Source organism: Nonomuraea terrae, assembly GCF_044465245.1.
GTDB lineage: Bacteria > Actinomycetota > Actinomycetes > Streptosporangiales > Streptosporangiaceae > Nonomuraea > Nonomuraea terrae.
In genome coordinates this window covers 419,142-442,024 of record NZ_JBITLL010000005.1, presented here as the reverse complement: position 1 = coordinate 442,024, position 22,883 = coordinate 419,142, and the positions used below count along the sequence as shown (strand labels likewise).

The 22,883-nt window shown below is 73.6% G+C and carries 16 protein-coding genes; 10 read left to right on the top strand and 6 right to left on the bottom strand.

The genetic code is table 11. The features are described from left to right. Positions 1–21 precede the first annotated feature (21 nt). Positions 22–1,677 (top strand): serine/threonine-protein kinase, encoded by a 1,656-nt coding sequence (locus tag ACIBP6_RS25825; protein ID WP_397056079.1) that lies wholly within the window; start codon positions 22–24, stop codon positions 1,675–1,677. 24 nt (positions 1,678–1,701) lie between these two features. Here ACIBP6_RS25825 and ACIBP6_RS25820 read toward each other — a convergent pair whose 3' ends face one another. Next, on the bottom strand, positions 1,702–3,921 hold the full coding sequence (locus ACIBP6_RS25820; protein WP_397056077.1) for a thiamine pyrophosphate-dependent enzyme: 2,220 nt from the start codon (positions 3,919–3,921) through the stop codon (positions 1,702–1,704). A 197-nt stretch (positions 3,922–4,118) separates the two neighbouring features. Between ACIBP6_RS25820 and ACIBP6_RS25815 the strand changes: the two genes are divergently transcribed. Next, positions 4,119–5,426: a hypothetical protein gene (locus ACIBP6_RS25815; RefSeq protein ID WP_397056075.1), complete on the top strand. Its 1,308-nt coding sequence runs from the start codon at positions 4,119–4,121 to the stop codon at positions 5,424–5,426. A 147-nt stretch (positions 5,427–5,573) separates the two neighbouring features. Beyond that, positions 5,574–6,179, top strand: a complete 606-nt coding sequence (locus ACIBP6_RS25810) for a peptidase inhibitor family I36 protein (RefSeq protein WP_397056073.1) — start codon at positions 5,574–5,576, stop codon at positions 6,177–6,179. Between the two features lie 40 nt (positions 6,180–6,219). Here ACIBP6_RS25810 and ACIBP6_RS25805 read toward each other — a convergent pair whose 3' ends face one another. After that, positions 6,220–6,819, bottom strand: a complete 600-nt coding sequence (locus tag ACIBP6_RS25805) for an SACE_7040 family transcriptional regulator (protein ID WP_397056071.1) — start codon at positions 6,817–6,819, stop codon at positions 6,220–6,222. A gap of 80 nt (positions 6,820–6,899) precedes the next feature. Here ACIBP6_RS25805 and ACIBP6_RS25800 point away from each other — a divergent pair, with 80 nt between their 5' ends. The 6 genes from ACIBP6_RS25800 (at position 6,900) to ACIBP6_RS25775 (ending at position 16,201) form a co-directional block, all read left to right on the top strand. Then, complete coding sequence (locus ACIBP6_RS25800; protein ID WP_449595298.1) at positions 6,900–8,453, top strand: carboxyl transferase domain-containing protein; 1,554 nt, start codon at positions 6,900–6,902, stop codon at positions 8,451–8,453. Positions 8,454–8,456: 3 nt separating this feature from the next. After that, a complete protein-coding gene (locus tag ACIBP6_RS25795; RefSeq protein WP_397056067.1) occupies positions 8,457–10,406 on the top strand; it encodes an acetyl/propionyl/methylcrotonyl-CoA carboxylase subunit alpha in 1,950 nt (649 codons plus the stop codon). Beyond that, the gene (locus ACIBP6_RS25790) at positions 10,406–11,311 is read left to right on the top strand and encodes a hydroxymethylglutaryl-CoA lyase (RefSeq protein ID WP_397056065.1); all 906 of its coding nucleotides are present in this window, start codon (positions 10,406–10,408) and stop codon (positions 11,309–11,311) included. Before ACIBP6_RS25795 ends, ACIBP6_RS25790 begins: the two co-directional genes overlap by 1 nt. 1 nt (position 11,312) lies before the next feature. Further along, the gene (locus ACIBP6_RS25785) at positions 11,313–12,449 is read left to right on the top strand and encodes an acyl-CoA dehydrogenase family protein (protein ID WP_397056063.1); all 1,137 of its coding nucleotides are present in this window, start codon (positions 11,313–11,315) and stop codon (positions 12,447–12,449) included. Between the two features lie 56 nt (positions 12,450–12,505). After that, on the top strand, positions 12,506–12,937 hold the full coding sequence (locus ACIBP6_RS25780) for a GNAT family N-acetyltransferase (protein WP_132618914.1): 432 nt from the start codon (positions 12,506–12,508) through the stop codon (positions 12,935–12,937). Between the two features lie 309 nt (positions 12,938–13,246). After that, on the top strand, positions 13,247–16,201 hold the full coding sequence (locus ACIBP6_RS25775) for a helix-turn-helix transcriptional regulator (protein ID WP_397056061.1): 2,955 nt from the start codon (positions 13,247–13,249) through the stop codon (positions 16,199–16,201). 6 nt (positions 16,202–16,207) lie between these two features. Here ACIBP6_RS25775 and ACIBP6_RS25770 read toward each other — a convergent pair whose 3' ends face one another. The 4 genes from ACIBP6_RS25770 to ACIBP6_RS25755 all read right to left on the bottom strand — a co-directional run bounded on the left by ACIBP6_RS25770 (position 16,208) and on the right by ACIBP6_RS25755 (position 21,874). Beyond that, positions 16,208–18,826 carry a hypothetical protein gene (locus tag ACIBP6_RS25770; RefSeq protein WP_397056059.1) on the bottom strand — a complete coding sequence of 873 codons (2,619 nt, stop codon included), beginning with the start codon at positions 18,824–18,826 and terminating at the stop codon, positions 16,208–16,210. An 82-nt stretch (positions 18,827–18,908) separates the two neighbouring features. Continuing rightward, positions 18,909–19,850, bottom strand: a complete 942-nt coding sequence (locus ACIBP6_RS25765) for a carbohydrate kinase family protein (RefSeq protein WP_397056057.1) — start codon at positions 19,848–19,850, stop codon at positions 18,909–18,911. Then, on the bottom strand, positions 19,835–20,764 hold the full coding sequence (locus tag ACIBP6_RS25760) for a pseudouridine-5'-phosphate glycosidase (protein WP_397056055.1): 930 nt from the start codon (positions 20,762–20,764) through the stop codon (positions 19,835–19,837). Before ACIBP6_RS25760 ends, ACIBP6_RS25765 begins: the two co-directional genes overlap by 16 nt. A gap of 117 nt (positions 20,765–20,881) precedes the next feature. Beyond that, positions 20,882–21,874, bottom strand: a complete 993-nt coding sequence (locus ACIBP6_RS25755) for a YeiH family protein (protein ID WP_397056053.1) — start codon at positions 21,872–21,874, stop codon at positions 20,882–20,884. A 70-nt stretch (positions 21,875–21,944) separates the two neighbouring features. Between ACIBP6_RS25755 and ACIBP6_RS25750 the strand changes: the two genes are divergently transcribed. Next, positions 21,945–22,835, top strand: coding sequence for a LysR substrate-binding domain-containing protein (locus ACIBP6_RS25750; RefSeq protein WP_397056051.1), 891 nt, complete (start codon positions 21,945–21,947; stop codon positions 22,833–22,835). The last annotated feature ends 48 nt before the right edge of the window (positions 22,836–22,883 follow it).

Below are 22,883 nucleotides of genomic sequence, written 5' to 3'. Positions count from 1 at the left end.
AGCGCTATCAGGGGGAGTGACGTGCTGCCAGTCGAGGACGCGCCCGGCTACCGGGTACTCGATCAGGCGGGCCGGGGCGGGTTCGCCGTCGTGTACCGCGCCTACCAGGAGCGTCTCGACCGGGTGGTGGCGCTCAAGGTGCTCTCCGTCGACCGTGTCGACCAGCGCACGATGCGCAGGTTCCAGCGCGAGCTGCAGCTCACCGGCCGCCTGACCGGCCATCCGAACGTCGTGACCGTCTTCGACACCGGCGTGACACGCTCCGGCAAGCCGTACATCGCGATGGACTTCTTCGAGAACGGCTCGCTGCGCGACAAGGTCGGCAACGAGGGGCCGCTGCCGGTGCCCGACGTGCTGCGCGCGGGCGTGAAGCTGGCCGGCGCGCTGGCCGCCGTCCACGAGGCGGGCGTCCTGCACGGCGACATCAAACCCCAGAACATCCTCATCTCCCGGTACGGCGAGCCGGCGATCGCCGACTTCGGCGTGGCCCGGGTCGTCGACTCGGCGGAGGTGTCGGCCACCTCGCACGCGTTCACCCCGCTGCACGCGGCGCCCGAGGTGCTCACCGGGCAGCCGCACTCGGCCTCGACCGACGTCTACTCGCTCGGCTCGACCCTCTACCACCTGCTGGCCGGGCGGCCCGCCTTCCACAACCCGTCGGACCCGTCGATCGCGCCGCTGATGTACCGGGTGCTCAGCGTCGATCCGCCGCCGCTCAACCGCCCCGACGCGCCGCCCGGGCTGTTCGAGGCGATCCTGCGCGCGATGGCCAAAGAGCCCGGGCAGCGGTACGCGTCGGCGCGCGCGTTCGCCCGCCGGCTGCGGGAGGTGCAGGCCGAGCTCGGGCTGCCCATGACGGACCTGCTGGGAGAGGACCCAGGCCCGGGCCCGTCGATGTCCACCGCCCCCCGCCGCCACGCCACCTCCGGCCCGCCGGCCGGAACCGGCCCCACCACCCCGGCGCCGACCGGCCTCGACCCCACCCACCCGGGCCCCACCACCCCGGTCAGCGGCGCCCACACCGGCCCGAGCGGGTCTCCCACCGGTCCGGCCCCTACCAGCCCCGCCGGCCGGGCTCCGACAGGTCCGGCGGTTCCCGGCCGCCTGGCTCCCACCGGACCCGGGGCGGCAGGCTCTCGTCCCGAGCCGGCGCTCGGCGTACCCCACCAGGCACCCGCGGAGGCGTCCAGGACACGGCGGAGTCTGCTGGTCGGCGGGGCGGTCGCGGTCGTGGCGGTCGGCGGGACGGTCCTGGCCGTGCACCTGTCGCTCCAGCAGCCGGCCACGCCCCGGACGACCACGGCGGACACCGCGCGCCCTCAGCAGCCGGGCGCGGAAAGCCCCGCCCCCATCGACGAGCGGGACGTGGCCGCCCTCGCCCCCCGCCGCGTCAAGGTGACGGCGGACCGGGGCGCGCTGGTCGAGCTGGCGTGGGTGCTGCCCGCACGGGCCCGCGACTACCCCGTGGTCGTGCAGCGATCGCCGGTGGAGGAGGGCGAGCAACCCGTCACCGCTCTCGACCAGGGCGCCACGTCGACCCGTCTGGCCGGCCTCGACCCGGGCACCGGCTACTGCTTCCTGGTGGGCGTGCCGCTGCGCATCGCGGAGGACTCGACGGTCGCCTGGTCGCAACCGGCCTGCATCAGAGGCGCGAAGGCCCGCCCCACCCGCCGGTGACCCGCGCCGCGGGGCGGGGGCCGCTCAGCCGAGGAGCTTGCGGGCCGCCTGCTCGATCTCCGCTTCCGACAGCAGCACGTGCTGGGCCGCCGCGCCGAGCGGGACGAAGCTGTCGGCGGAGCTCACCCGCGCGATCTTCCCGGTGAACCCGGCGTCGAGCAGCTCCGTCACGACGCCCTCCGAGACGCCGCCGGTGTGGCGGGTCTCGTCGGCGATGAGCACGTTGCCGGTCAGCTCGGCCGCCCGCACCAGGTCGTCGATCGGCAGCGGCGCCAGCCAGCGCAGGTCGAGCACGCGACAGCCGTACCCCTCCTGGGTCAGCCGCACCGCGGCCCGCAGGCTCATCCGTACCCCGTTGCCGAACGTCACGATCGTCAGGTCACGCCCGTCACCGTACGCACGCGCCCGCCCGATCGGCACGTGGGTCTCCGGCCAGCGCGCGGGCGGCGCGTACGGGGCCAGCCACCCGCCGTCGCCGTCCTCGAACAGGTCGCGCGTGTTGTAGAGCGCGATCGGCTCCAGGAACACGCACACCGACCCCGACGTACGGGCCGCCGCCAGGCAGGTGCGCAGCATGGACGCGGCGTCGTCGGGACGCGACGGCGAGGCGATGACCAGCCCCGGGATGTCGCGCAGCGCGCCCACCGCGTTGTCGTTGTGGAAGTGGCCGCCGAACCCCTTCTGGTAGGCGTAGCCGGCCACGCGTACGACCATCGGGTTGGTGAAGGCGCCCTGCGAGAAGAACGACAGCGTGGCCGCCTCGCCGCGGATCTGGTCGAGCGCGTTGTGCAAATAGGCGAGGTACTGGATCTCGGGCACCGGCAGCATCCCCGACACCCCGGCGCCGAGCGCGAGACCGAGGATGGCCTGCTCGTCGAGCAGCGTGTCGAACACCCGCCCGGGCCCGAACCGCTTCTGCAGCCCCCGGGTGACGCCGTACACGCCGCCCTTCTTGCCGACGTCCTCGCCGAAGACGGTCATCTCCGGGTAGACGGCGAGCGCGTCGGCGAGGGTGCGGTTGATGGCGAGCGAGAGGGTCAGCGGCTTGTCGTCCTCGGGCAGCGCGCCGGCGAACGCCCGCTCCCTGACCTGGACGGCGGCAGCCGTCGGGCTGATCTTGGCGATCAGCTCAGGGCTGCGCGGCGCGATCGGCGCCATGACCTCCTTGGCCGAGCCCAGCCGGGGGCGGCGCGAGGTCTCCTTGGCCACCCGCAGGATGTGCTCGCGGGCGCTCTCGTACATCTTGAGCAGCCCCTCGGGCGTCTCCAGGCCGGCCTCGACGAGCATGGCCGCCGTCCGCACCAGAGGGTCGCGTTCGAGGTCGGCGCGGATCTCGCGCTGCGTGCGGTAGGCCAGCTCGACGTCCGACCCGGCGTGCCCCATGAGCCGCACGGTGGACAGGTGCAGGAACGCCGGCGCGCGGTGCTCGCGCACGTGCTCGGCGGCGCGCACGGCCGCGTCGTACGCGGCCGCCAGGTCGCAGCCGTCGGCGGCGAAGTATTCGATGCCGGGACGCCGCGCGGTCGCCTCGACCCACCCCTTCGGCGTGCGGACGCTGATACCGATGCCGTTGTCCTCGCACACGAACAACATCGGCAGCGACTGCCCCTGGTAGGTGGCGTAGGCGGCGGTGTTGAGGCCGGACAGGGCGCTGGCGTGGTTGATCGAGGCGTCGCCGAAGCTGCACACCGCGATCGCGTCCTGCGGCCACTTCGAGGGCACGCCGAGGGCCCGCGCCCGCTCGATGGCGAACGCCACGCCCACCGCCCTGGGCAGGTGGCTGGCGATCGTGGAGGTCTGCGGGATGACGGCCAGGTCGGGATGGCCGAACACCTTGTGCCGGCCGCCCGCGATCGGGTCGTCGGCCGCGGCGGAGAGCCCCAGCAGAACATCGCGGATGCCCTGCTCGGACAGCCGGCCGGCCAGCTCGGAGCGGGTCAGGTAGAACGCGCCCGAGCGGTAGTGGAGCAGGGCGGGATCGGTGGGCCGCAGGGCGGCGGCCACGGCCGCGTTGCCCTCGTGACCGGCCGAGCCGATCGTGTAGAAGCCCTCCTCCTGCTCACGCAGCCAGCGGGCCGCGATGTCGAGGAGGCGGCTGTCGAGCTGACGCCGGAACAGTGTCCTGCACTGCTCGCCGGTCAGCGAGGAGCCCTCACGGACCGGCGCACCCGGATCTCGCGGAGGGCCCGCCTCCAGCGTCGCAACCGCCTCGGTGAAATGAGTCTCAACAGTGTCGCGCGCCACGTCCACGATTATGTCCTTGATCCAGCCCGGCGTCTGCCGGACGCGGGGGAGATGTTGCAGACCGGTCCCTTTGAAGGTGACCTATAACCGTTTGTCAGAGTTCACAACCTTCTCTTGCGCGCGCACGTCTACTGAGGACACACGTGGCACCCTCAATGCCGCGTTGAACCACTGGGGTCTCCAAGAAAGGAACCCGCATGTTACAACGCATCCGTGTGGCCGCCCTCGCCCTCGTCCTCGGCGCCGGGACACTCGCCCTGTCGCCGGTCCCCGCGACGGCGGCCCCCGCTCCCACCATCAGCCAGGTGAGCGTCAGCCCTGCCTCGCCGATCGTCGTCTTCGACGCCGACGTGGCGGTCACGTTCACGTTCACCACGACGAACGCCACCGCGGCGGCGCTCAAGGTCGACGGCGCGCCGGTCGCGGTCACGTCCGCGCCGGACGGCGGCGGCCTGAAGTGGACGGGCACCAAGTCCTTCGGGCCCGGCGCAGCCGGCGGGCACGCCGTCTCCGCCACCGCCCAGGGCGACGGTGAGGTCTCCACGAGCGGCTCGTTCCAGGTGGCACGGGCGCTCACCACCGCGATCCGCGACTTCGACGCCGGCCCCGACGTCGTCGGCCGGGGCGACACCGTCAGGGTGTCGGGCGTGCTGGTGGCCGACCGCAGGGGATACGCCGGCCAGAGCGTGTCCATCACCTTCCGCGAGCGCGGGAGCGACGCCTACCGCGAGGTCGCCAAGGTGACGACCGGCCGCGGCGGCTGGTTCGGCACCCGCGTGCGGGCCGGCGCCACCGGCTGGTGGCGCGCCGAGTTCGCGGCCACCGCCACCGCCAGGGGCTCCGTCGCCGACGCCGACCGGGTGGACGTCCGCCGTGAGCTGGACAGCCGGATCTCCCGGTTCGGCGCCCGTCCGGAGCGGGTGGAGCAGGGCGACCGGCTCACCTTCACCGGCGCACTGACCGTCGAGCGGCGCGGCGGCGCTCCCGGCCGGCGCGTGGCCATCGCGTTCAAGGCCGACGGGTCGTCCCGCTGGCAGCACGTCACCAGCGTCACGACCGGCCGCGACGGCCGCTTCCGCGCCTCGGCGACGGCCCGCGCCTCCGGCTGGTGGCGCGCCGAGTACCGGGGCGGGCACGGCGTCGACGGCTCGGTCAGCGCCGCCGACCGGGTGCGGGTCGACCCGGCGAGGGCGGAGGCGCGGCTGATCGCGTTCGACGCCCGTCCGGAGCCGGTCAAGCGCGGCCGGACGCTGACCGTCACGGGCCTGCTGCAGGCCGGCGACGACGGCTCGTGGCGGGGCCACCGCGCCAAGGTGGCGCTGCTGTTCAAGCCGGAGGGCGCCGGGAAGTGGCAGTACGTGAAGTCCACCTGGTCGAACGGCGGCGGCAGGCTCGCCACGACGATCAGGGCCTGGAACTCGGGGCACTGGAAGTTCGCCTTCGGCGGCGACCCGCGCACCCACGGCGACGACAGCCGCACGGACTACGTGCGCGTCAGACGCTGAATCGCGGCCCGAGGGCCCGGACGGACAACCGCCCGGGCCCTCGTCATGTCCGGAAAAAAGTGCATATCAACTTGGCGCGCATCAAAAGACAGAGTTCCGATCGCTGTAGCTCTTTGAATATTCCGTCTTTCCTGATCTCGAGGGGAGATGCAACATGAGGGTGTGACCGTGTATCTCAAGGCATGGCAGCGATTTGTACTGGTGGTCGTATTGGTCATGACCACAGTGCTGGTCGCGGTGGCGAGTAATCAGATTTTGAATGAGAACGTTCTTAGTTGGTGGTGGTGCCTTCCCGCCCTCGGTTGGTCGGCAATTGCAACCAGTGCTGCGCTTTGCTTGACAAGTGCTAGTTCTGGTCGTGCTGAGTCGGGCGCTATTGTGTCAACCGGGGGTAAGTATGTTGCACTGTGCGCCGTTGGTGTTGTCGGCGTGGGCCTGATGACAGTATTCACCTACATGGGAACCTCCGCCGTCGCTAGCACCCAACATCCGACATGCACCACTGGATCGATTTGTTTGTGGCCTGAGCGAGGATTCGGTGGAGAGATGTGGAAATGGACGCCAGGGCGAGACGCGGAGGGCCTGGTTCCTGAACGTCTACGCGATCAAATCGGGTCGTTCCAGGCCCAGGCTATTGGGTGTTTCATGGACAGCGATTCAAGTGAAATGCGACCTATACAAGTGGGCGACTGGAGCGGCCGATACACTGAAAAGTTCGGACAGATAGCAGATGTCATAAAGGCGAACTGCTGAGATGGCATGACGCCGCTTCGCGCGCGGTGCAGTCCGAAAGTTAATGATCCTTAACAGCGGCGGTGAGCGCGGCGCGGGCCATGGTGTGCAGGAGCGGGCGCATGCGCCGGGCCGGAAGCTCGCCGGCGCTGTGCGGGGTCGAGTTGAGCAGGCCGAACACCGCGTGCGTGGCCGCGCGCAGCCGCGCCGCCGGGCACGACGGGTGCAGCTCGGCCAGCACGGTCACCCACTCCTCGACGTAGAGGCGCTGCAGCCGCCTGATCTGCCACCGCTCCCGCTCCGGCACGTTGCCCAGCTCCCGGTCGTGCACGGTGATCAGCGCCGGCTGCTCCAGCGCGAACGTGATGTGCGCGGCCAGCAGCGCGTCGAGCGACTCCGCCGGCCCCGGTGAGGTGGTGACGACCGTGACCGCCGACTCCCGCAGCCGCGAGCTGACGTCGAGCAGCATCTCCGACAGCAGGGCGTCCTTGCCGCTGAAGTGGCGGTAGAGGGCCGGGCCCGAGACGCCGACCGCGGCGCCGATGTCCTCGATCGGCACGCCGTGGAAGCCCCGTGCCGCGAACAGCCGGGCGGCCGCCTCCAGGATCTCCGCGCGCCTGTTGCGCCGATTGCGGGTAGGTGAGGCGGAGGCGGTGGTCACGTCTCACATACTAGACGGTGCACGTTAACGATGACTAACATCCGTGCCATGAGAGGGGACTCATGAGCGGCGACTGGCCGGTGCTGAAATCGGCGGTGGACCCGGGCGGCGAGGCGTACAAACGCAACGCCGAGCTCAACGAGCGGCTCGCCGCCGAGCTGCTCGAACGCCTCGCGGCGGCCGCGCTCGGCGGCCCAGAGCGGTCGCGGCGGCGCCACGTCGAGCGCGGCAAGCTGCTGCCCCGCGACCGCGTGGACGGCCTGCTCGACCCGGGCTCCCGCTTCCTGGAGCTGTCGCCGCTGGCCGCGAACGGCCTCTACGACGACCAGGCGCCCGCCGCCGGCATCATCACCGGCGTCGGCCGCGTCTCCGGCCGCGAGTGCGTGGTCGTGGCCAACGACGCCACCGTCAAGGGCGGCACGTACTACCCGGTCACCGTCAAGAAGCATCTGCGCGCGCAGGAGGTGGCCCTGCACAACCATCTGCCGTGCGTCTACCTCGTCGACTCCGGTGGAGCGTTCCTGCCGAAACAGGACGAGGTCTTCCCCGACCGCGAGCACTTCGGCCGCATCTTCTACAACCAGGCCACGATGTCGGCGCGCGGCATCCCGCAGATCGCCGCCGTGCTCGGCTCGTGCACCGCCGGTGGCGCGTACGTGCCCGCGATGAGCGACGAGGCCGTCATCGTGCGCGGCCAGGGCACGATCTTCCTCGGTGGCCCGCCGCTGGTGAAGGCGGCCACCGGCGAAGAGGTCACCGCCGAGGAGCTGGGCGGCGGCGACCTGCACGCCCGTGTCAGCGGCGTCACCGACCACCTCGCCGAGGACGACGCCCACGCCCTGGCCATCGTCCGCGACATCGTCTCCACGCTCGCGCCGCGCGCCCCCCGCCCCTGGGAGACGGTCGCGCCCGAGCCGCCCCGCCATGACCCCCGCGAGTTGTACGGCGTCATCCCCGCCGACACCCGTCAGCCGTACGACGTGCACGAAGTGATCGCCAGGATCGTCGACGGCTCGCGTTTCCTCGAGTTCAAGGCCGAGTACGGCTCGACGCTCGTCACCGGGTTCGCCCACATCCACGGCCACCCGGTCGGCATCCTGGCCAACAACGGCATCCTGTTCAGCGAGTCGGCGTTGAAGGGCGCCCACTTCATCGAGCTGTGCGACCAGCGCCGTATCCCCCTGGTCTTCCTGCAGAACATCAGCGGCTTCATGGTCGGCAAGGCGTACGAGGCGGGCGGCATCGCCAAGCACGGCGCCAAGATGGTGACGGCCGTGTCGTGCGCCCGGGTGCCCAAGTTCACCGTGGTGGTCGGCGGCTCGTTCGGGGCGGGCAACTACGCCATGGCCGGACGGGCGTACTCCCCCCGGTTCCTGTGGATGTGGCCGAACGCCCGCATCTCCGTCATGGGCGGCGAGCAGGCCGCCAACGTCCTCACCACCGTCGGCGCCGCCGACGCCGACGCGATCAGGGCCCAGTACGAGCACCAGGGCAACCCGTACTACTCCACGGCCAGGCTGTGGGACGACGGCGTGATCGACCCGCTCGACACCCGCACCGTCCTCGGCCTGGCGCTGTCCGCGGCGGCCAACGCCCCGCTCGAGCCCGCCGGCTACGGCGTCTTCCGGATGTGACGCATGTTGTTCGACCGTGTCCTCATCGCCAACAGGGGCGAGATCGCCGTACGGATCGCCCGCACTCTCCGCGCGCTCGGCGTCACGTCCGTGGCCGTGCACACGCCGTCCGACGCAGGGGCCCGTCATGTCCGGGACGCCGACCTCGCCGTCGAGATCCCCGGCTACCTCGACATCGAGGCCGTCGTGGCGGCGGCCCAGGCCACGGGCGCGCGGGCCGTCCACCCCGGCTACGGGTTCCTCGCCGAGAACGGCGCGTTCGCGCGGCGCTGCGCCGAGGCCGGGCTGGTGTTCGTCGGGCCGCCGGCCGTGGCCATCGACGCGATGGGTGACAAGATCCGCGCCAAGGCCACGGTGTCGGCCGCCGGCGTCCCCGTGGTGCCCGGCGCCGCCGACGCCCTGGAGGAGTGGCGCGACTTCCCCGCACTGATCAAGCCGTCCGCCGGCGGCGGAGGCAAGGGCATGGTCCTCGTACGGTCGGCCGCCGAGCTGCCCGACGCCCTGGAGTCGGCCCGGCGTACGGCGCGGGCCGCGTTCGGCGACGGCACGCTGCTGATCGAGCGGTACGTCGAGCGCCCCCGCCACATCGAGATCCAGGTCCTCGCCGACACCCACGGCACCGTGGTGCACCTGGGCGAGCGCGAGTGCAGCCTGCAGCGCCGCCACCAGAAGATCGTCGAAGAGGCGCCCTCGCCGTTCCTGACCGCGGGGGCGCGCGCCGCCATGGGCGCGGCGGCGGTGGAGGCCGCCCGCGCGGTCGGCTACGTGGGCGCGGGCACGGTGGAGTTCATCGTCGACGGGTCCACCGGCGCCTACCACTTCATGGAGATGAACACCCGGCTGCAGGTGGAGCACCCCGTCACCGAGCTGGTGACCGGACTCGACCTGGTGGAGCTGCAGCTGCGGGTGGCGGCGGGGGAGCGGCTGCCGTTCACCCAGGACGACGTTCGGCTCGCCGGCCACGCGGTCGAGGCCCGCGTCTACGCCGAGGACCCGACCCGCGGTTTCCTGCCCACCGGCGGTCGCGTCCTGCTGCTGCGCGAGCCCACGGGCGGCGCGTCCGGGCGCGACGTCGTGCGGGTGGACTCCGGGCTGGCCGAGGGCGGGGTCGTGGGCAGCGAGTTCGACCCGATGCTCTCCAAGGTCGTCGCCTGGGCGCCCGACCGGGCCGCGGCCCTGCGGGCGCTCGACCGGGCGCTCGCCCGCACGGCCGTCCTCGGGGTGGTCACCAACGTCCCGTTCCTGCGCGCCCTGGTCACGCACCCGGCCGTCGCGGCCGGAGAGCTCGACACCGGGCTGGTCGAGCGCGTCCTGCCCGAGCTCGTGCCCGCCGACGGGACGCCCGGCGACGACGTGCTCGCCGCGGCGGCACTCGTCTTCCACGCCATGCCGCAGGGCGACGACCCCTGGGAGGCCACCGACGGCTGGCGGGTCGGCGAGCGCGCGTGGACCACGTGGCGGGTGGAGTCCCGCGCCGGCGTCCACGCGGTGCCCGTGCGCGGGCTGCCCGAGGAGTCGGCCGAGGTCCGGCTCGACGGCCGGACGGTCCCGGCGCGCGTCCGCCGCGACGGCCCCGGCCTCGCCGTCACGCTCGCCGGGCGCACCGAGCACTACCTGTGCGTACGCCAGGGCGACACGCTCTGGCTCGGCCGCGACGGCGAGGCGTGGTCGTTCACCCGCCACCTGATCGGCGACCCCGGCGACCGCGCGCGCGCCGCCGGCGCGGGCGACGGCGTGGTGCGCAGCCCGATGCCGGGCACCGTCCTGGTGGTGAAGACCCAGCTCGGCGAACGGGTGAGCGAGGGTCAGCCGCTGGTCATCGTGGAGGCGATGAAGATGGAGCACACGGTCACCGCCCCCTGCGACGGCGTGATCGCCGAACTGCCCGCCCAGCCCGGGCGGCCGGTCGACATGGACGCCGTTCTCGCCGTGGTCACCGCTGAGGAGGCGTGATGCCGTACCCCATGCAAGGGTTGCCGCGACAGGTGTCGATCTACGAGGTCGGGCCGCGTGACGGGCTGCAGAACGAGTCGGCGGTCGTGCCGGTCGAGGTCAAGGCCGAGTTCATCGAGCGGCTCGCCGACGCCGGGCACAAGATCATCGAAGCGACCAGTTTCGTGCACCCGACGTGGGTGCCGCAGCTCGCCGACGCCGACGAGCTGCTCGCCCGGCTGCGCAGGAAGCCGGGCGTGCGCTACCCCGTCCTGGTGCCGAACGAGCGCGGCCTCGGCCGGGCACTCGACCGCGGCGTGGACGAGATCGCGATCTTCGCCAGCGCCACCGAGACGTTCGCCGCCAAGAACCTCAACCGCGGCCTGGAGAGCCAGTTCGACATGTTCGAGCCGGTCGTGGCCAGGGCGCTGGAGAGCGGGGTCCGGGTACGCGCGTACGTGTCGATGTGCTTCGGCGACCCGTGGGAGGGGCCGACGCCCGTCTCGCAGGTCGTCCAGGTCGGGGAGCGCCTGCTGGGGCTCGGCTGCTACCAGCTGTCGCTCGGCGACACCATCGGCGTGGGCACGCCGGGCCACGTCACGGCGCTGATCGAGGCGTTCCGCTCGCCGGAGCGGCTCGCCGTGCACTTCCACGACACCTATGGCCAGGCGCTCGGCAACACCCTTGCCGCGCTCCAGGCCGGCGTCACCACCATCGACGCCTCCACGGGCGGCATCGGCGGCTGCCCGTACGCCGAATCCGCGACCGGCAACCTGGCCACGGAGGACCTGGTCTGGATGCTCCGCGGGCTCGGCATCGAGACCGGGCTCGACCTGGGCAAGCTCGTGTCCACCAGCGTCTGGCTGGCGGAGCTGCTCGGCCGGCCCAGCCCATCACGCGTCGTACAGGCGCTATCGAAAGGCTGACATGCTCAACGACGAGTACGCAGAGCTGCGCAAGACGGTCGAGGCGTTCGCCCGCGAAGTGGTCGCTCCGGTGATCGGCGACTACTACGAGCGCGAGGAGTTCCCCTACGACATCGTGCGCCAGATGGGCGCGATGGGGCTGTTCGGGCTGCCGTTCCCGGAGGAGTACGGCGGCATGGGCGGCGACTATTTCGCGCTCTGCCTGGCCCTGGAGGAGCTGGCCAGGGTCGACTCCAGCGTGGCGATCACCCTGGAGGCGGGCGTGTCGCTGGGCGCGATGCCGATCTACCGGTTCGGCACCGAGGAGCAGCGCCGCGCGTGGCTGCCGAAACTGGCCTCGGGGGAGATGCTGGGCGCGTTCGGGCTGACCGAGCCGGGCGGCGGGTCCGACGTGCCGGGCGGCATGCGGACGACGGCGGTGCTCGACGGCGGCGAATGGGTGATCAACGGCACGAAGGCGTTCATCACGAATTCCGGCACCGACATCACCGGCGTGGTCGGCGTGGCCGCGCTCACCGGCGAGCGGGAGATCTCCACGATCCTCGTGCCGAGCGGCACATCCGGGTTCACGGTGTCGAAGAAGTACTCCAAGGTCGGCTGGAACGCCTCCGACACCCGCGAGCTGGCGTTCGCCGACTGCCGCGTGCCCGCCGCGAACCTCCTGGGCGAGCGCGGCCGAGGCTACGCCCAGTTCCTGCAGATCCTCGACGAGGGCCGGATCGCCATCGCCGCACTGAGCGTGGGCCTGGCGCAGGGCTGCGTGGACGAGTGCCTGAAATATGTCAGGGAGCGCAGGGCGTTCGGCCACCCGATCGGCCACTACCAGGCCATCCAGTTCAAGATCGCCGACATGGAGGCCCGCGTCCACACCGCGCGCCTGGCCTACTACCACGCGGCCGAGCGCATGCTGGCCGGGCTGCCGTTCAAGAAGGAGGCGGCCATCGCCAAGCTGGTCTCCTCCAACGCGGCCATGGACAACTCCCGCGAGGCCACCCAGGTCTTCGGCGGATACGGCTTCATGAACGAGTTCCCCGTCGGCCGCTTCTACCGCGACGCCAAGATCCTGGAGATCGGCGAGGGGACGAGCGAGGTGCAGCGCATGCTCATCGCCCGGCAGCTCGGGCTGGGCGACCTGTGATCCGTCCCCCGCGCCCCCTTCAGCCGCGGGGAGTAGGTCAACTAGGGTCATCAGTCATGGGTGACGATCTTCTCATCAGGAGAGCGGACAAGTCGGACGCGGACGCGGTCTTCGGGCTGGCCCGCGACTTCGGCGTGACGTTCCAGCCGGAGCGCGACGCCTTCGACGCCGCGCTGCCGGCGTTGCTCGCCGATGACGACGCCCTCCTGCTCGCGGCGGTGGTGGGCGGGCGGGTGCACGGCTACCTGCTGGGGTTCGTCCACCTGACGCTCTTCGCCAACGGGCCGGTGGCGTGGGTCGAGGAGGCGATGGTCCAGTCGGGCTCGCGCCGCCAGGGCATGGGCAGGGCGCTGCTGGAGGAGTTCGAGCGCTGGGCCCGCTCACGCGACGCCCGTTACGTGGCCATGGCGACGCGGCGGGCGCCGGAGTTCTACCACGCCCTCGGCTACGAGGCCTCGGCGACCTTCTACCGCAAGGTCCTGCGCTAGACGAGTGCGTCCCAGGTCTTCGCGGTGCGGGCACGGCGGAGGCACGGCGCAGGCACGGTGCGGCCGCTGACGCGTGTGTCCGGCCTCACCCGCACGCCACGTCCCTCTCCGATCGCCTACGACACTGACCGGCTCAGGATTTGCTCGGATACCCCCAATAGTCCTGTTCGGGCAGCCTCAGGTGCGTGCCCGGGTCGGTGATGGCGTACGCATCGGCCGGGCGCAGGCCCGCGGCGGCCGGCAGCAGGGCTGAGGGTCATGGGTGGATGATGGCGCGTTCGTGTCGGTATGTGATGGCATGCTGGACGCGTGACGATCCATGCCGTGAGTCCCCTGTTCGTCGGCCGTGCCCGCGAGCTGGCCGTCCTCGGTGACGCCCTCGACCGGGCCCGGGCCGGAGCGTCGTCCACCGTGCTCGTCGGCGGCGAGGCGGGGGTCGGGAAGACACGGCTGATCAAGGAGTTCACCGACCGGGCCGGCGACGCGCTCGTCCTGGTCGGCGGCTGCCTGGAGCTGGGCACCGAGGGCCTGCCGTTCGCGCCGTTCACGGCCGTGCTGCGCGGGCTCGTGCGCGAGCTGGGCCACGACGGCGTCGCGGCGCTCGTGCCGGGCGGCGACGCGCGGGCGCTGGGACGGCTGCTGCCGGAGTTCGGGGAGCCGGGGCGCGACGGGGCCGACGCCCGGGCCCGGCTGTTCGAGCAGGTGCTCGGGCTGCTGGAGCGCCTGGCCGACAAGCGTCCCGTGGTGCTCGTGGTGGAGGACGCCCACTGGGCCGACCGGTCCACCCGCGACCTGCTGTCGTTCCTCGTCCGCTACCAGCCCACAGCGGCCCGCCTGCTGGTCGTGGTGACGTACCGGACCGACGAGCTGCACCGCAGCCACCCGCTGCGGCCGCTGATCGCGGAGCTGAGCCGGGTCGAGTGGGTGAGCAGGCTCGCGCTGCCCAGGCTCACCCGCGAGGAGGCGGACGCGCTGGCCGCGGGCATCCTACGGCACGAGCCGGCCACCGCGGACATGGACCTGATCTACACGCGCAGCGAGGGCAACCCGCTGTTCGTCGAGGCGCTGGTCAACGAGGCCCACGGCGCCGAGGCGCTGCCCGAGTCGCTGCGCGACCTGCTGCTCGCCAGCGTCGAGCGGCTGCCCGCCGAGACCCAGGAGCTGCTGCGGGTGGCCAGCGCCGGCGGGCAGCGCATCGAGCACGCCCTGCTCAGCGCCGTGGCCGGGCTCGACGAGAGCGCTCTGGCCCACGCGCTGCGGCCCGCGGTGGCCGGCAACGTGCTGGTCGTCGACGGCGAGGGCTACTCCTTCCGCCACGCGCTCATCCGCGAGGCGCTCCACGACGACCTGCTGCCCGGCGAGCACACCCGCCTGCACACCCGCTACGCCCAGGCCCTGGAGCGCGACCTGTCGGTCCTGCCCGCCCCGCGCGGCGCCGTCGAGCTGGCCCACCACTGGCACAGCGCCCACGACTCCACCTGGGCGCTGGTCAGCGCCTGGCGGGCGGCCGCCGTCGCCCGCAAGTCCACCGCCTACGACGAGCAGCTCCGGATGTTGTCCAGAGTGCTGGAGCTGTGGGACCGCGTGCCCGACGCCGCGGAGCGCATCGGCGCCGGCCGGATCGACGTGCTGCGGCAGACGGCCAAGGTCGCCCACCTCGCCGGCGAGTACGAGCGCAGCGTCGCCCTGGCCGGCGCCGCCCTGGACGAGATCGACGCCGGCACCGACCCCGTCAGGGCGGCGCAGGTGCTGCGCCTGCGTGGCCTGGCCCGCTACGACCTCGGCCGGCCCGGTTTCCTCGACGACCTGCGCGAGGCCGCCGCGCTCGTCCCCGCGGACCAGCCCAGACTGCGCGGCCAGGTGCTGGAGAGCCTGTCGCGCATGCTCCACCGGCCGGAGGACCGGCCGGAGAAGATCGCCACGGCCCGGCTCGCCATGGAGATCGCCCACGACGTCGGCGACGCCAACGTCGAGGCCCACGCGCTGATCAACATGGCCTGTTCCGGTTCACGCTACGCGGACATGGAGGAGCTGCGGGCGTACGCCGAGGCGCGCCGCATCGCCGCGCCCGTGGAGGCGTACGGCGTGCTGATGCGCTGCGCGATCTCCGAGTCCGACGCGCTCGAAGGCGCCGGCCGGCACGAGCGGGCCGCGCAGGTCGCGCGCGAGGGCGTCGAGGAGGCCACCCGCTACGGCCTGGCCCGCACGTCCGGCACGTTCCTGGCGATCAACCTGGCCGAGCCGCTGGTGTCGCTCGGGCGCTGGGACGAGGCCTTGCGGGCGATCGAGCAGGCGATCTCCCTCGCGCCGCCCGCGCCCTACCGGGCGAGCCTGCAGGGGTTCGCCTTCGACATCGCCCTGGCGCGGGGACAGTACGACCGGGCGGAGCAGCTGCTCGCGTCGTCGCGTGGCGTGTTGTCGCGCGGCACGCACCGCGACCAGGCCGTGTTGCCGCATCTGTGCAGGAGTGTCCGGCTGCTGAAGGCGCGCGGGCGGTCCGCCGAGGCCCTGGAGGCGGCGGGGCGGATCCTCGACGAGCACGACGTGACCGCCAACTCCCGCTACGGCTGGCCGGTGCTGGTGACGTGCGCCGAGCTGATCTGGGACACCCTTCCGTACGCGCAGGCCCTGGAGGTCGTGCTCGGCGGGCGGGAGGCGCCCCCTTCGGCGGCCGTGTCCCTGCTGCGGCGGGCGCGGGCGCTGGCGCCGAAGACGGACGTCGACGGCGACCTGCAGCGGGCGCATCGGCTCTCGTTCACCGCGCTGGCCGGGCCCGACTCGCCGCAGGAGGCCGCCGCTGAGCCGGCCGCCTGGCAGGTCAAGGCGTGGGACCTCGCGGCGGGGGCGTGGGCGGCGCTGCGGCAGCCGTACGCGGAGGCGCAGTGCCAGGTGGGTGCGGCGCAGGCGGCCCTCGCGGCCGGCGACCGGCAGGAGACGGCGGCCCGGGTGGCGCGGGCCCGCGAGCTCGCCGGGGAGCTGGGCGTGGCGCCGCTGCTGGAACGCCTCGACGTGTTCGCGCGGCGGGCCAGGATCGGCGGCTCCGACGAGCCGGCCGACGGGCAGCCGCTGGGGCTGACGGCCCGCGAGCTGGAGGTGCTCCGCGAGGTCGCGGCCGGGCGGAGCAACCGTGAGATCGCCGGACGGCTGTTCATCTCGGCCAAGACGGTGAGCGTGCACGTCTCCAACATCCTCGCCAAGCTGGGCGTCGCCACCCGGGGCGAGGCCGCCGCCACCGCCCACCGCCTGCGCCTCTTCGACGCCTGACCGGGCTCAGCCGGTCAGCTGGGCCTCCAGGCGGTAGCCGTCGACGGTGACGTAGACCTGGTCGCCGGGGCGGGCGTTGAGGCGCATGAGCACCGGCTGCAGCGAGTCGAAGACCGGCTGCTGGCCCTGCCAGACCAGGACGATCGCGTTGTCGCCCGGGCCCGTCACCGACAGCAGGGTGCCGGGACGCATGCCGAGCTGGGCCGCGTACCCCTCGGGGACGGGCACCGGGCCGCCCCTGAGGTGCTCGGGGGTGACCTCGATGCGCTGCCAGCGACGCGGGTCGGACGACGGGCTCGGCAACGGCGGGGGCGGTGTGGACGGTGTGCCCGCCACGTGGAGTATCGCCGAACGCCCGCCCGACAGCGCCGACAGCGTGGCCAGCGCGGCCGAGGGGTCGATCGACCCGGCAGGGGCCGGCGGGATCGGCTGGCCGCCGCGGTGATGGTGGCCGTTGGCCCCAGGCGTACGGCGGGGCAGCGGCTGGGCGGGGGAGGACTGCGCGGCCGAACGGTCGGGCGCGGCCTCCGGCGGCAGGGCGTCGAGCCACGCCTTGGCCGAATGGGCGCGGATGCCCAGCTCGGCCATCAGCGCGACCACGTCGGCGTCGGGCGGGGCCGAGGCGAGCAGCTGCCGCGTGCGGGCCTGCAGGCCGTGGATGTCGCCCACGACGAGCCAGCCGTCCTGCAGCCTGCGGTCGGGCATGAGCGTCACCAGCACGCGCCACAGCGGGGTGCGCAGCGAGGGCACCATCACCGGGTGGGCGGGGTCGGCGCCGATGAGCTGATCCTCGGTGGCCGCCGCGCCGAGCCACTCCGTCAGCCGGAACATGTGGCCCGTGACCGGGGCCGACTCCGACGAGCGCAGCCAGTGCAGGACGCGTTCCTCGGCGGTGCGCTGGGCCTGGGAGAGCGCGTCCCGATCGACCAGCATCTTGTGGGCGAGCGTACGGAGGCTGATCGGGTCCTCGGCGAACAGCCGGTGCACGGCGACCGCCAGCTCCAGCTTGTCGAGGGTGCGGAACAGGCCGTCGACGACCCGGACCATCGCATGGTCGGGGTCGGAGGGGACGGCGCTGGGGCCGGCGTAGGCAGGCACGCCCTTGGCGGTGTCGCCGGACGGGATGCGCGGGATCGACCCGGTGCTCGGCCCGCCGGAGCCCTGGCCCGGACCGCTCGGGCCGGCGCTCGGGCGTCCGGGCTGCGGCCCGGTGGGACGCTGCGGGAGGCGTTCGGACGGCCCGGCGCCGGGACCGGACTGGCCGGTGCCGGGGCGCTGAGGCAGGCCCTCGCCAGGGAACCCCTGCCGCGGCCCGCCGCCCTGCTGCTGCGCGGGGACGGAGCCGCTCTGCGCGGGGAAGGAACCGGTCTGCCGCTGCCCGGAGCCGCCGCCCTCCGCCTGCGCGGCTGGGAAGGAGCCGGTCTGCCGCGGGTCCTGCGCGGCTGGGAAGGAGCCGGTCTGCCGCTGGTTGTCCGGGGGTGTGAACGAGCCGGGCTGGCGCTGGTCGTCGGCGGGTGTGAAGGAGTTCGATGGGCGCTGACCCTCCACGGCAGGGAAGGAGCCCGTCTGGCGGCCCTCCTGCGGGGACGGGAGGGAGCCGTTCTGGCGCGGGTCCCGTGCGGGCTGGAAGGAGCCCGGCCGGGACGCGGTGCCGTCCTGCGGGAACGCCGGGCGCTGGGGGAGCCCGTCGCCCGTCGGTTGGGGGCCGGACTCGCCCTGCGCGGGGAACCACCCGCTCTGGGCGGCGGCGGGCCGCTGCGGGAGGCCGTCCGGCGCGGCGGGGAACGGCCCCGTGCCCCGGGGCGAGCCCTCCCCGTCACGCTGGACGGGACGGGTGACCTCGGGATGGCCCGGCCGCCCGGGAGTCTCGGGCGAGGCGGGCGGCTGGGAGCCGGGCGCTCCGGGCTGCGAGGCGCCGGAGGCCGGGGCCCCTGAGGCGGGAGCCCCGGAGGGCGGAGAAGCGGAGGGACCGGGCAGCTGAGACGCCGAGGCGGGCGCCCCGGCCGCCGCCGCGGGAGCTCCCGGGAGCGGGGCTCCGGAGGCGGAGGTTCCCGAGAGCGGGGACGTGGAGCCTGGCGTTCCGGAAGGCTGGGATCCGGAGCCCGGCGTTGCGGAGAGCGGGGACGCCGAGCCTGGCGCTCCGGCGAGCGGGGACGCCGCGCCGGGCAGCGGGGAGACCCCGGGGGCCTGGGCGGCCTCGCGCTGGGCCGGGATACGGCCGATGATCTCGCGGAAGACCGCGCCCATCAGCACCTCGGGCGTGGCCGACGGGGTGGTCAGGTCGGCCGGCGACAGGCGGCGCAGCCGGTGCCAGCCGCCGAGCCCGGTCACCGCCGTACGGGTGGAGTCGGGCCACCCGGGCAGCGCGGGATCGACGTGGTGCACCGTCAGCGCGGGCAGCAGGTCGCACAGCGGCAGATGGTCCCACCGGGAGGAGGCCAGCCGGGCCAGGCGGTCGCAGATCCAGTCGAGCCCCGCCGTGCCGAGTGCCCTCGACAGCGCGAGAGAGGACCACCATCCCGCGGGCAGCCGAGGATCGCCGAGCACCTCGGCCACCTGCTGAGGGCGGCTCCAGCGCAGGGCAGGGACCAGGTCGCTCAGGCAGATCGATGACTCGACTTCCATCGGCGGACCTTATCCTCCCCAGTGAGCCGCGTGTGCTCCCCGTGACGCATGTGGCTAATGGTGCAGCCTACGCGGCAAGCTATCAATCAGTGTGAATAGGGTAAAGACGGTTCAGATCCAAACCGTACCGTGGACGGCCGCCCACCTGGGCCACACATTCTGCACCAGCTCGGCACCCCGCCTCCAGGGCGGTGGCCTCGTCGGCGCCCTGCAGGGCCGCGGTGAGAAAGCCGGCGGCGAACGCGTCGCCCGCTCCCGTCGAGTCTACGACGTCGGCCGGCACGCCCGCGGCCATCGCGACCACCTCGCCGTCCTTCGCCGCCAGCGCGCCACCGGCTCCGAGCTTGACGACCGCGGTGCCGTACGTCTCGCTGAGCAGTACGGCGGCGCGCTCCCCGGTGGCGGCGCCGGTGAGGAGGAGCGCCTCGTCCAGGTTCGGGATGATCAGGTCGGCGGTGGCCGTCTCGCGCAGGAAACGTGTGACGCCGAAGTCGCGCAGCGGCCCCGTGGAGGCCGGGTCGACGCTGATCGGCACACCGGCCGCCACCGCGTCGGCCGCCGCCCGCCGGGCCAGCAGCAGCCCGCCCGGGGCGAACAGCAGATAACCCGACAGGTGGAGGCGGCCGGCGCCGTCGAGCAGGGACGGGTCCCAGTCGGCCTCCGAGATCAGGCCGCCGGCGCCGCGGTTGGTGAGCATCGTGCGCTCGCCGCTCTTGTCCACCATCGCGATCACGACGGCCGTCGGTTCGTCGGGGTCGACCGTGACGTGCGGGCGGACGCCCGACTTGACCAGCTCGCCGATGTGCCACTCGCTGCTGTCGTACCCGAGTCTGGACAGCAGGCGCACCTCGGAGCCGAGGGCCGCGGCCCAGGCGGCGGTGTTCGCGCCGGAGCCGCCGGGGCGGAGCACGATGTCGGCCGCCGCGTCGCTGCCGATCATGACCGGTGAGCCGTGCAGCGCCACCATGTCGGTGACGATGTCGCCCACCACCACGAGGGCGCCGGCGGTCACGACGTGGCCCACGCCAGGGCGATCCGGGCCGCCAGGGCCGTGTTGCCGCGTACGGCGGCCAGATTGGCCTCCAGGGACGCGCCGCCGGTGCCGTCGACCAGGTAGCCGAGCAGGAACGGGGTGATCGCCTGCCCCTTGACGCCCTCGCGCTCGGCCGCCGTCAGCGCCTCGGCGAGCACGCGGTCGTGCAGCTCGGGGTCGAGCTGCAGGTCCCGCGGGACGGGGTTGGCCACGATGAGCGCCGACTCCTGGCCGCCCAGCGCGTCCTGGCCGCGCATGACGGCCGCCGCCTCCTCGGGCGACTCGATCCGCCAGTCGACCGGCAGGCCGGAGGAGTGCAGGTAGAAGCCGGGGAAGGTGTCCGTACGGAAACCGGCCACGCTCACGCCGCGCGTCTCCAGGCGCTGCAGCGTCGCCGGCACGTCGAGGATCGACTTGACGCCCGCGCAGACCACGGTGATGCGGGTGCGGGCGAGCGTGTCGAGGTCGGCCGACTCGTCCTGGTCCTCGGTCCAGCCCCGGTGCACGCCGCCCAGCCCGCCGGTGGCGAACACCCGGATGCCGGCGCGGGCGGCCAGGAACGACGTGGCCGACACGGTGGTCGCCCCGCTCGCCTTCAGCGCCGCCGCCATGGGCAGGTCGCGCTGGCTCAGCTTGCGCAGCCCCGGCTCGGTCGCGATGCGCTGCAGCTCCGGCTCCTCCAGCCCGATCCTGGGGACGCCGTCCAGGACGGCGATCGTGGCCGGGACGGCACCGGCCTCGCGGACCACCCCTTCGAGCTCGCGGGCCACCTCCAGGTTGCGCGGCTGCGGCAGCCCGTGGGAGATGATCGTGGACTCCAGCGCCACGACGGGCGCGCCGTTCGCCAGGGCGTCGGCGACCTCGTCGGAGGGCCGGAGAACGGGGTCGGTGCTGCTGCTGCGCATGGTGAGTGTGACGCTCCTCGTGTGGTCCTGGGTTGCCTAGCCGGAACGGTGGTTTTCGTAGGTTTTGTTCCGAACGAGGCAGGGTACGGCCCCTCGGCCCACCCGTCCACCTGAGGATCACACGAGCAGCACGACCCCGGCCAGCGACGTGGCGGCGATGATCGTCGTGGCGATCCCGCCGAGCAGCACGACCCGCCCGCCCCTGGCCAGCCGCCGCACGTCGATGCCGGTGCCGAGGCCGAACAGCGCCGCGGCCATCAGCACGTTCGTCACGGCCGGCGCCGCCCCGGTCACCGCCGCCGGCACCCACCCCGCGGCGCGCAGGACCACCATCGCGAGGAACGCCGCCACGAACAACGGCAGGATCGGTGGCTTCGCCCCCCGTTCGCGCCCGCGGTGGGCGGTCAGCGCGACGATCGGGGCCAGCAGCACGACGCGGCCCAGCTTGACCGTCACGGCGGCGGCCAGCACGCCCGAGGCCGCGCCGATCGCCGCCACCTGGGCGACCTCGTGCACGGCGGCGCCCGTCCACACGCCCAGCTGGGCGGGCGACAGGCCCGCGAGCGAGCCCACGAGAGGGACGAGGGCGAGGGCCGCGGTGCCGTACAGGACCACGACGCCCAGGGCCGCGGCGGCGTCGTCCTCGTCGGCGAGGTCGGTGCTCTCGCGCATGGCGGCGATGGCCGCCGCGCCGCAGATGGACACCCCGGTGGCCACGAGCAGCGACGTGCCGGGCGACAGGCCCAGCCGGCGGCCGATCGCCGGGGTCACGGCGAACGTCAGCCCCGTCGCGACCGCCACGACCGCCAGCGTCGGCCAGCCCAGGGCGAGCAGGTCGGGCACGGCGATCTGCAGGCCGAGCAGGGCCACCGCCACCCGCAGCACCCGCCGCGACACGAACGCGAGCCCCGGCCTGAGCCGCTCGGGGACGCCCGCCAGGCCGGCCAGGACAGCGCCGGCGACGACCGCGACGACGGCGGGGCTGAGCGCCGGGACGTACCGGTTGACGAGCAGCGCGCCCGCCACCGCCACGGCCGCGGCGCAGACGCCGGGCCACAGGGTGCCCGGCGGCAGGCCGCGGGAGGGCGAGGGACGCGTGGCGAGGGACATGATCCCAGTCTTCTGGGCGGCGGAAACGCCCAGTAGACACGCTTTGTCTGGGAGGTCATAGCCTTCAGCTATGACTGAGCTGCCCGATCTGGGCTCCCTGAAGCTGCTCGTGGACGTCGGGCAGCTCGGCAGCCTCGGGCAGGCCGCCCGGGCCGCCGGGATCGCGCAGCCGTCCGCGAGCAAGCGGATCGCGCGGCTCGAACGCCGCCTCGGGCTGCCTCTCATCGAGCGCACGCCGCGCGGCTCCACGCTGACCTCCGAGGGCAAGATGGTGGCCGACTGGGCCGCGCAGGTGCTCGCCGCCGCCGAGGAGCTCGTGCGCGCCGTCGCGGCGGTGCGCCGGGGCGGGGCCGCCCACCTGCGGGTCGCGGCGAGCATGACGGTGGCCGAGTACCTGGTGCCGCGCTGGCTCGGCGAGTTCCAGAACCGCGAGCCCGCCGTGCCCGTGGGTCTGGACGTGGTCAACTCCGCCGACGTGGCGGCCCGGGTGCTGTCGGGCGAGGTGGAGCTCGGGTTCGTCGAGGGGCCGAACGTGCCCGGCGGGCTGGACAGCCGCGTCGTGGGGACCGACCGGCTCGTGGTCGTGGTCGCGCCGGGGCATCCGTGGGCGCGGCGGCGTACCGCGCTGCGGGGGGCCGAGCTGGCCGCCACGCCGCTCGTGGTGCGCGAGCCGGGGTCGGGCACACGGGAGACGCTGGACGTGGCGTTCGCGGACCTGCAGCGGGCCAGCCCGCGCCTGGAGCTGGGGTCGAACTCGGCGGTGAAGGGCGCGGCGCAGGCGGGGGCGGCCCCCGCGGTGCTCAGCCGGTACGCGGTGGAGGCCGACGTCGCGACGGGCCGGCTGGTGGAGGTGCCACTGGCGGGCCTGAACCTGGTGCGCAGCCTGCGTGCCGTCTGGCGCCGCGGCCGCCCCCTGACCGGCTCCGCCGCCACCCTGCTCGCCATCGCCACCCGGCCCTGATCCGGCCGGTGCGTGGCTAATGGGAGAAAGGGCAGGAAATGTCTGGAA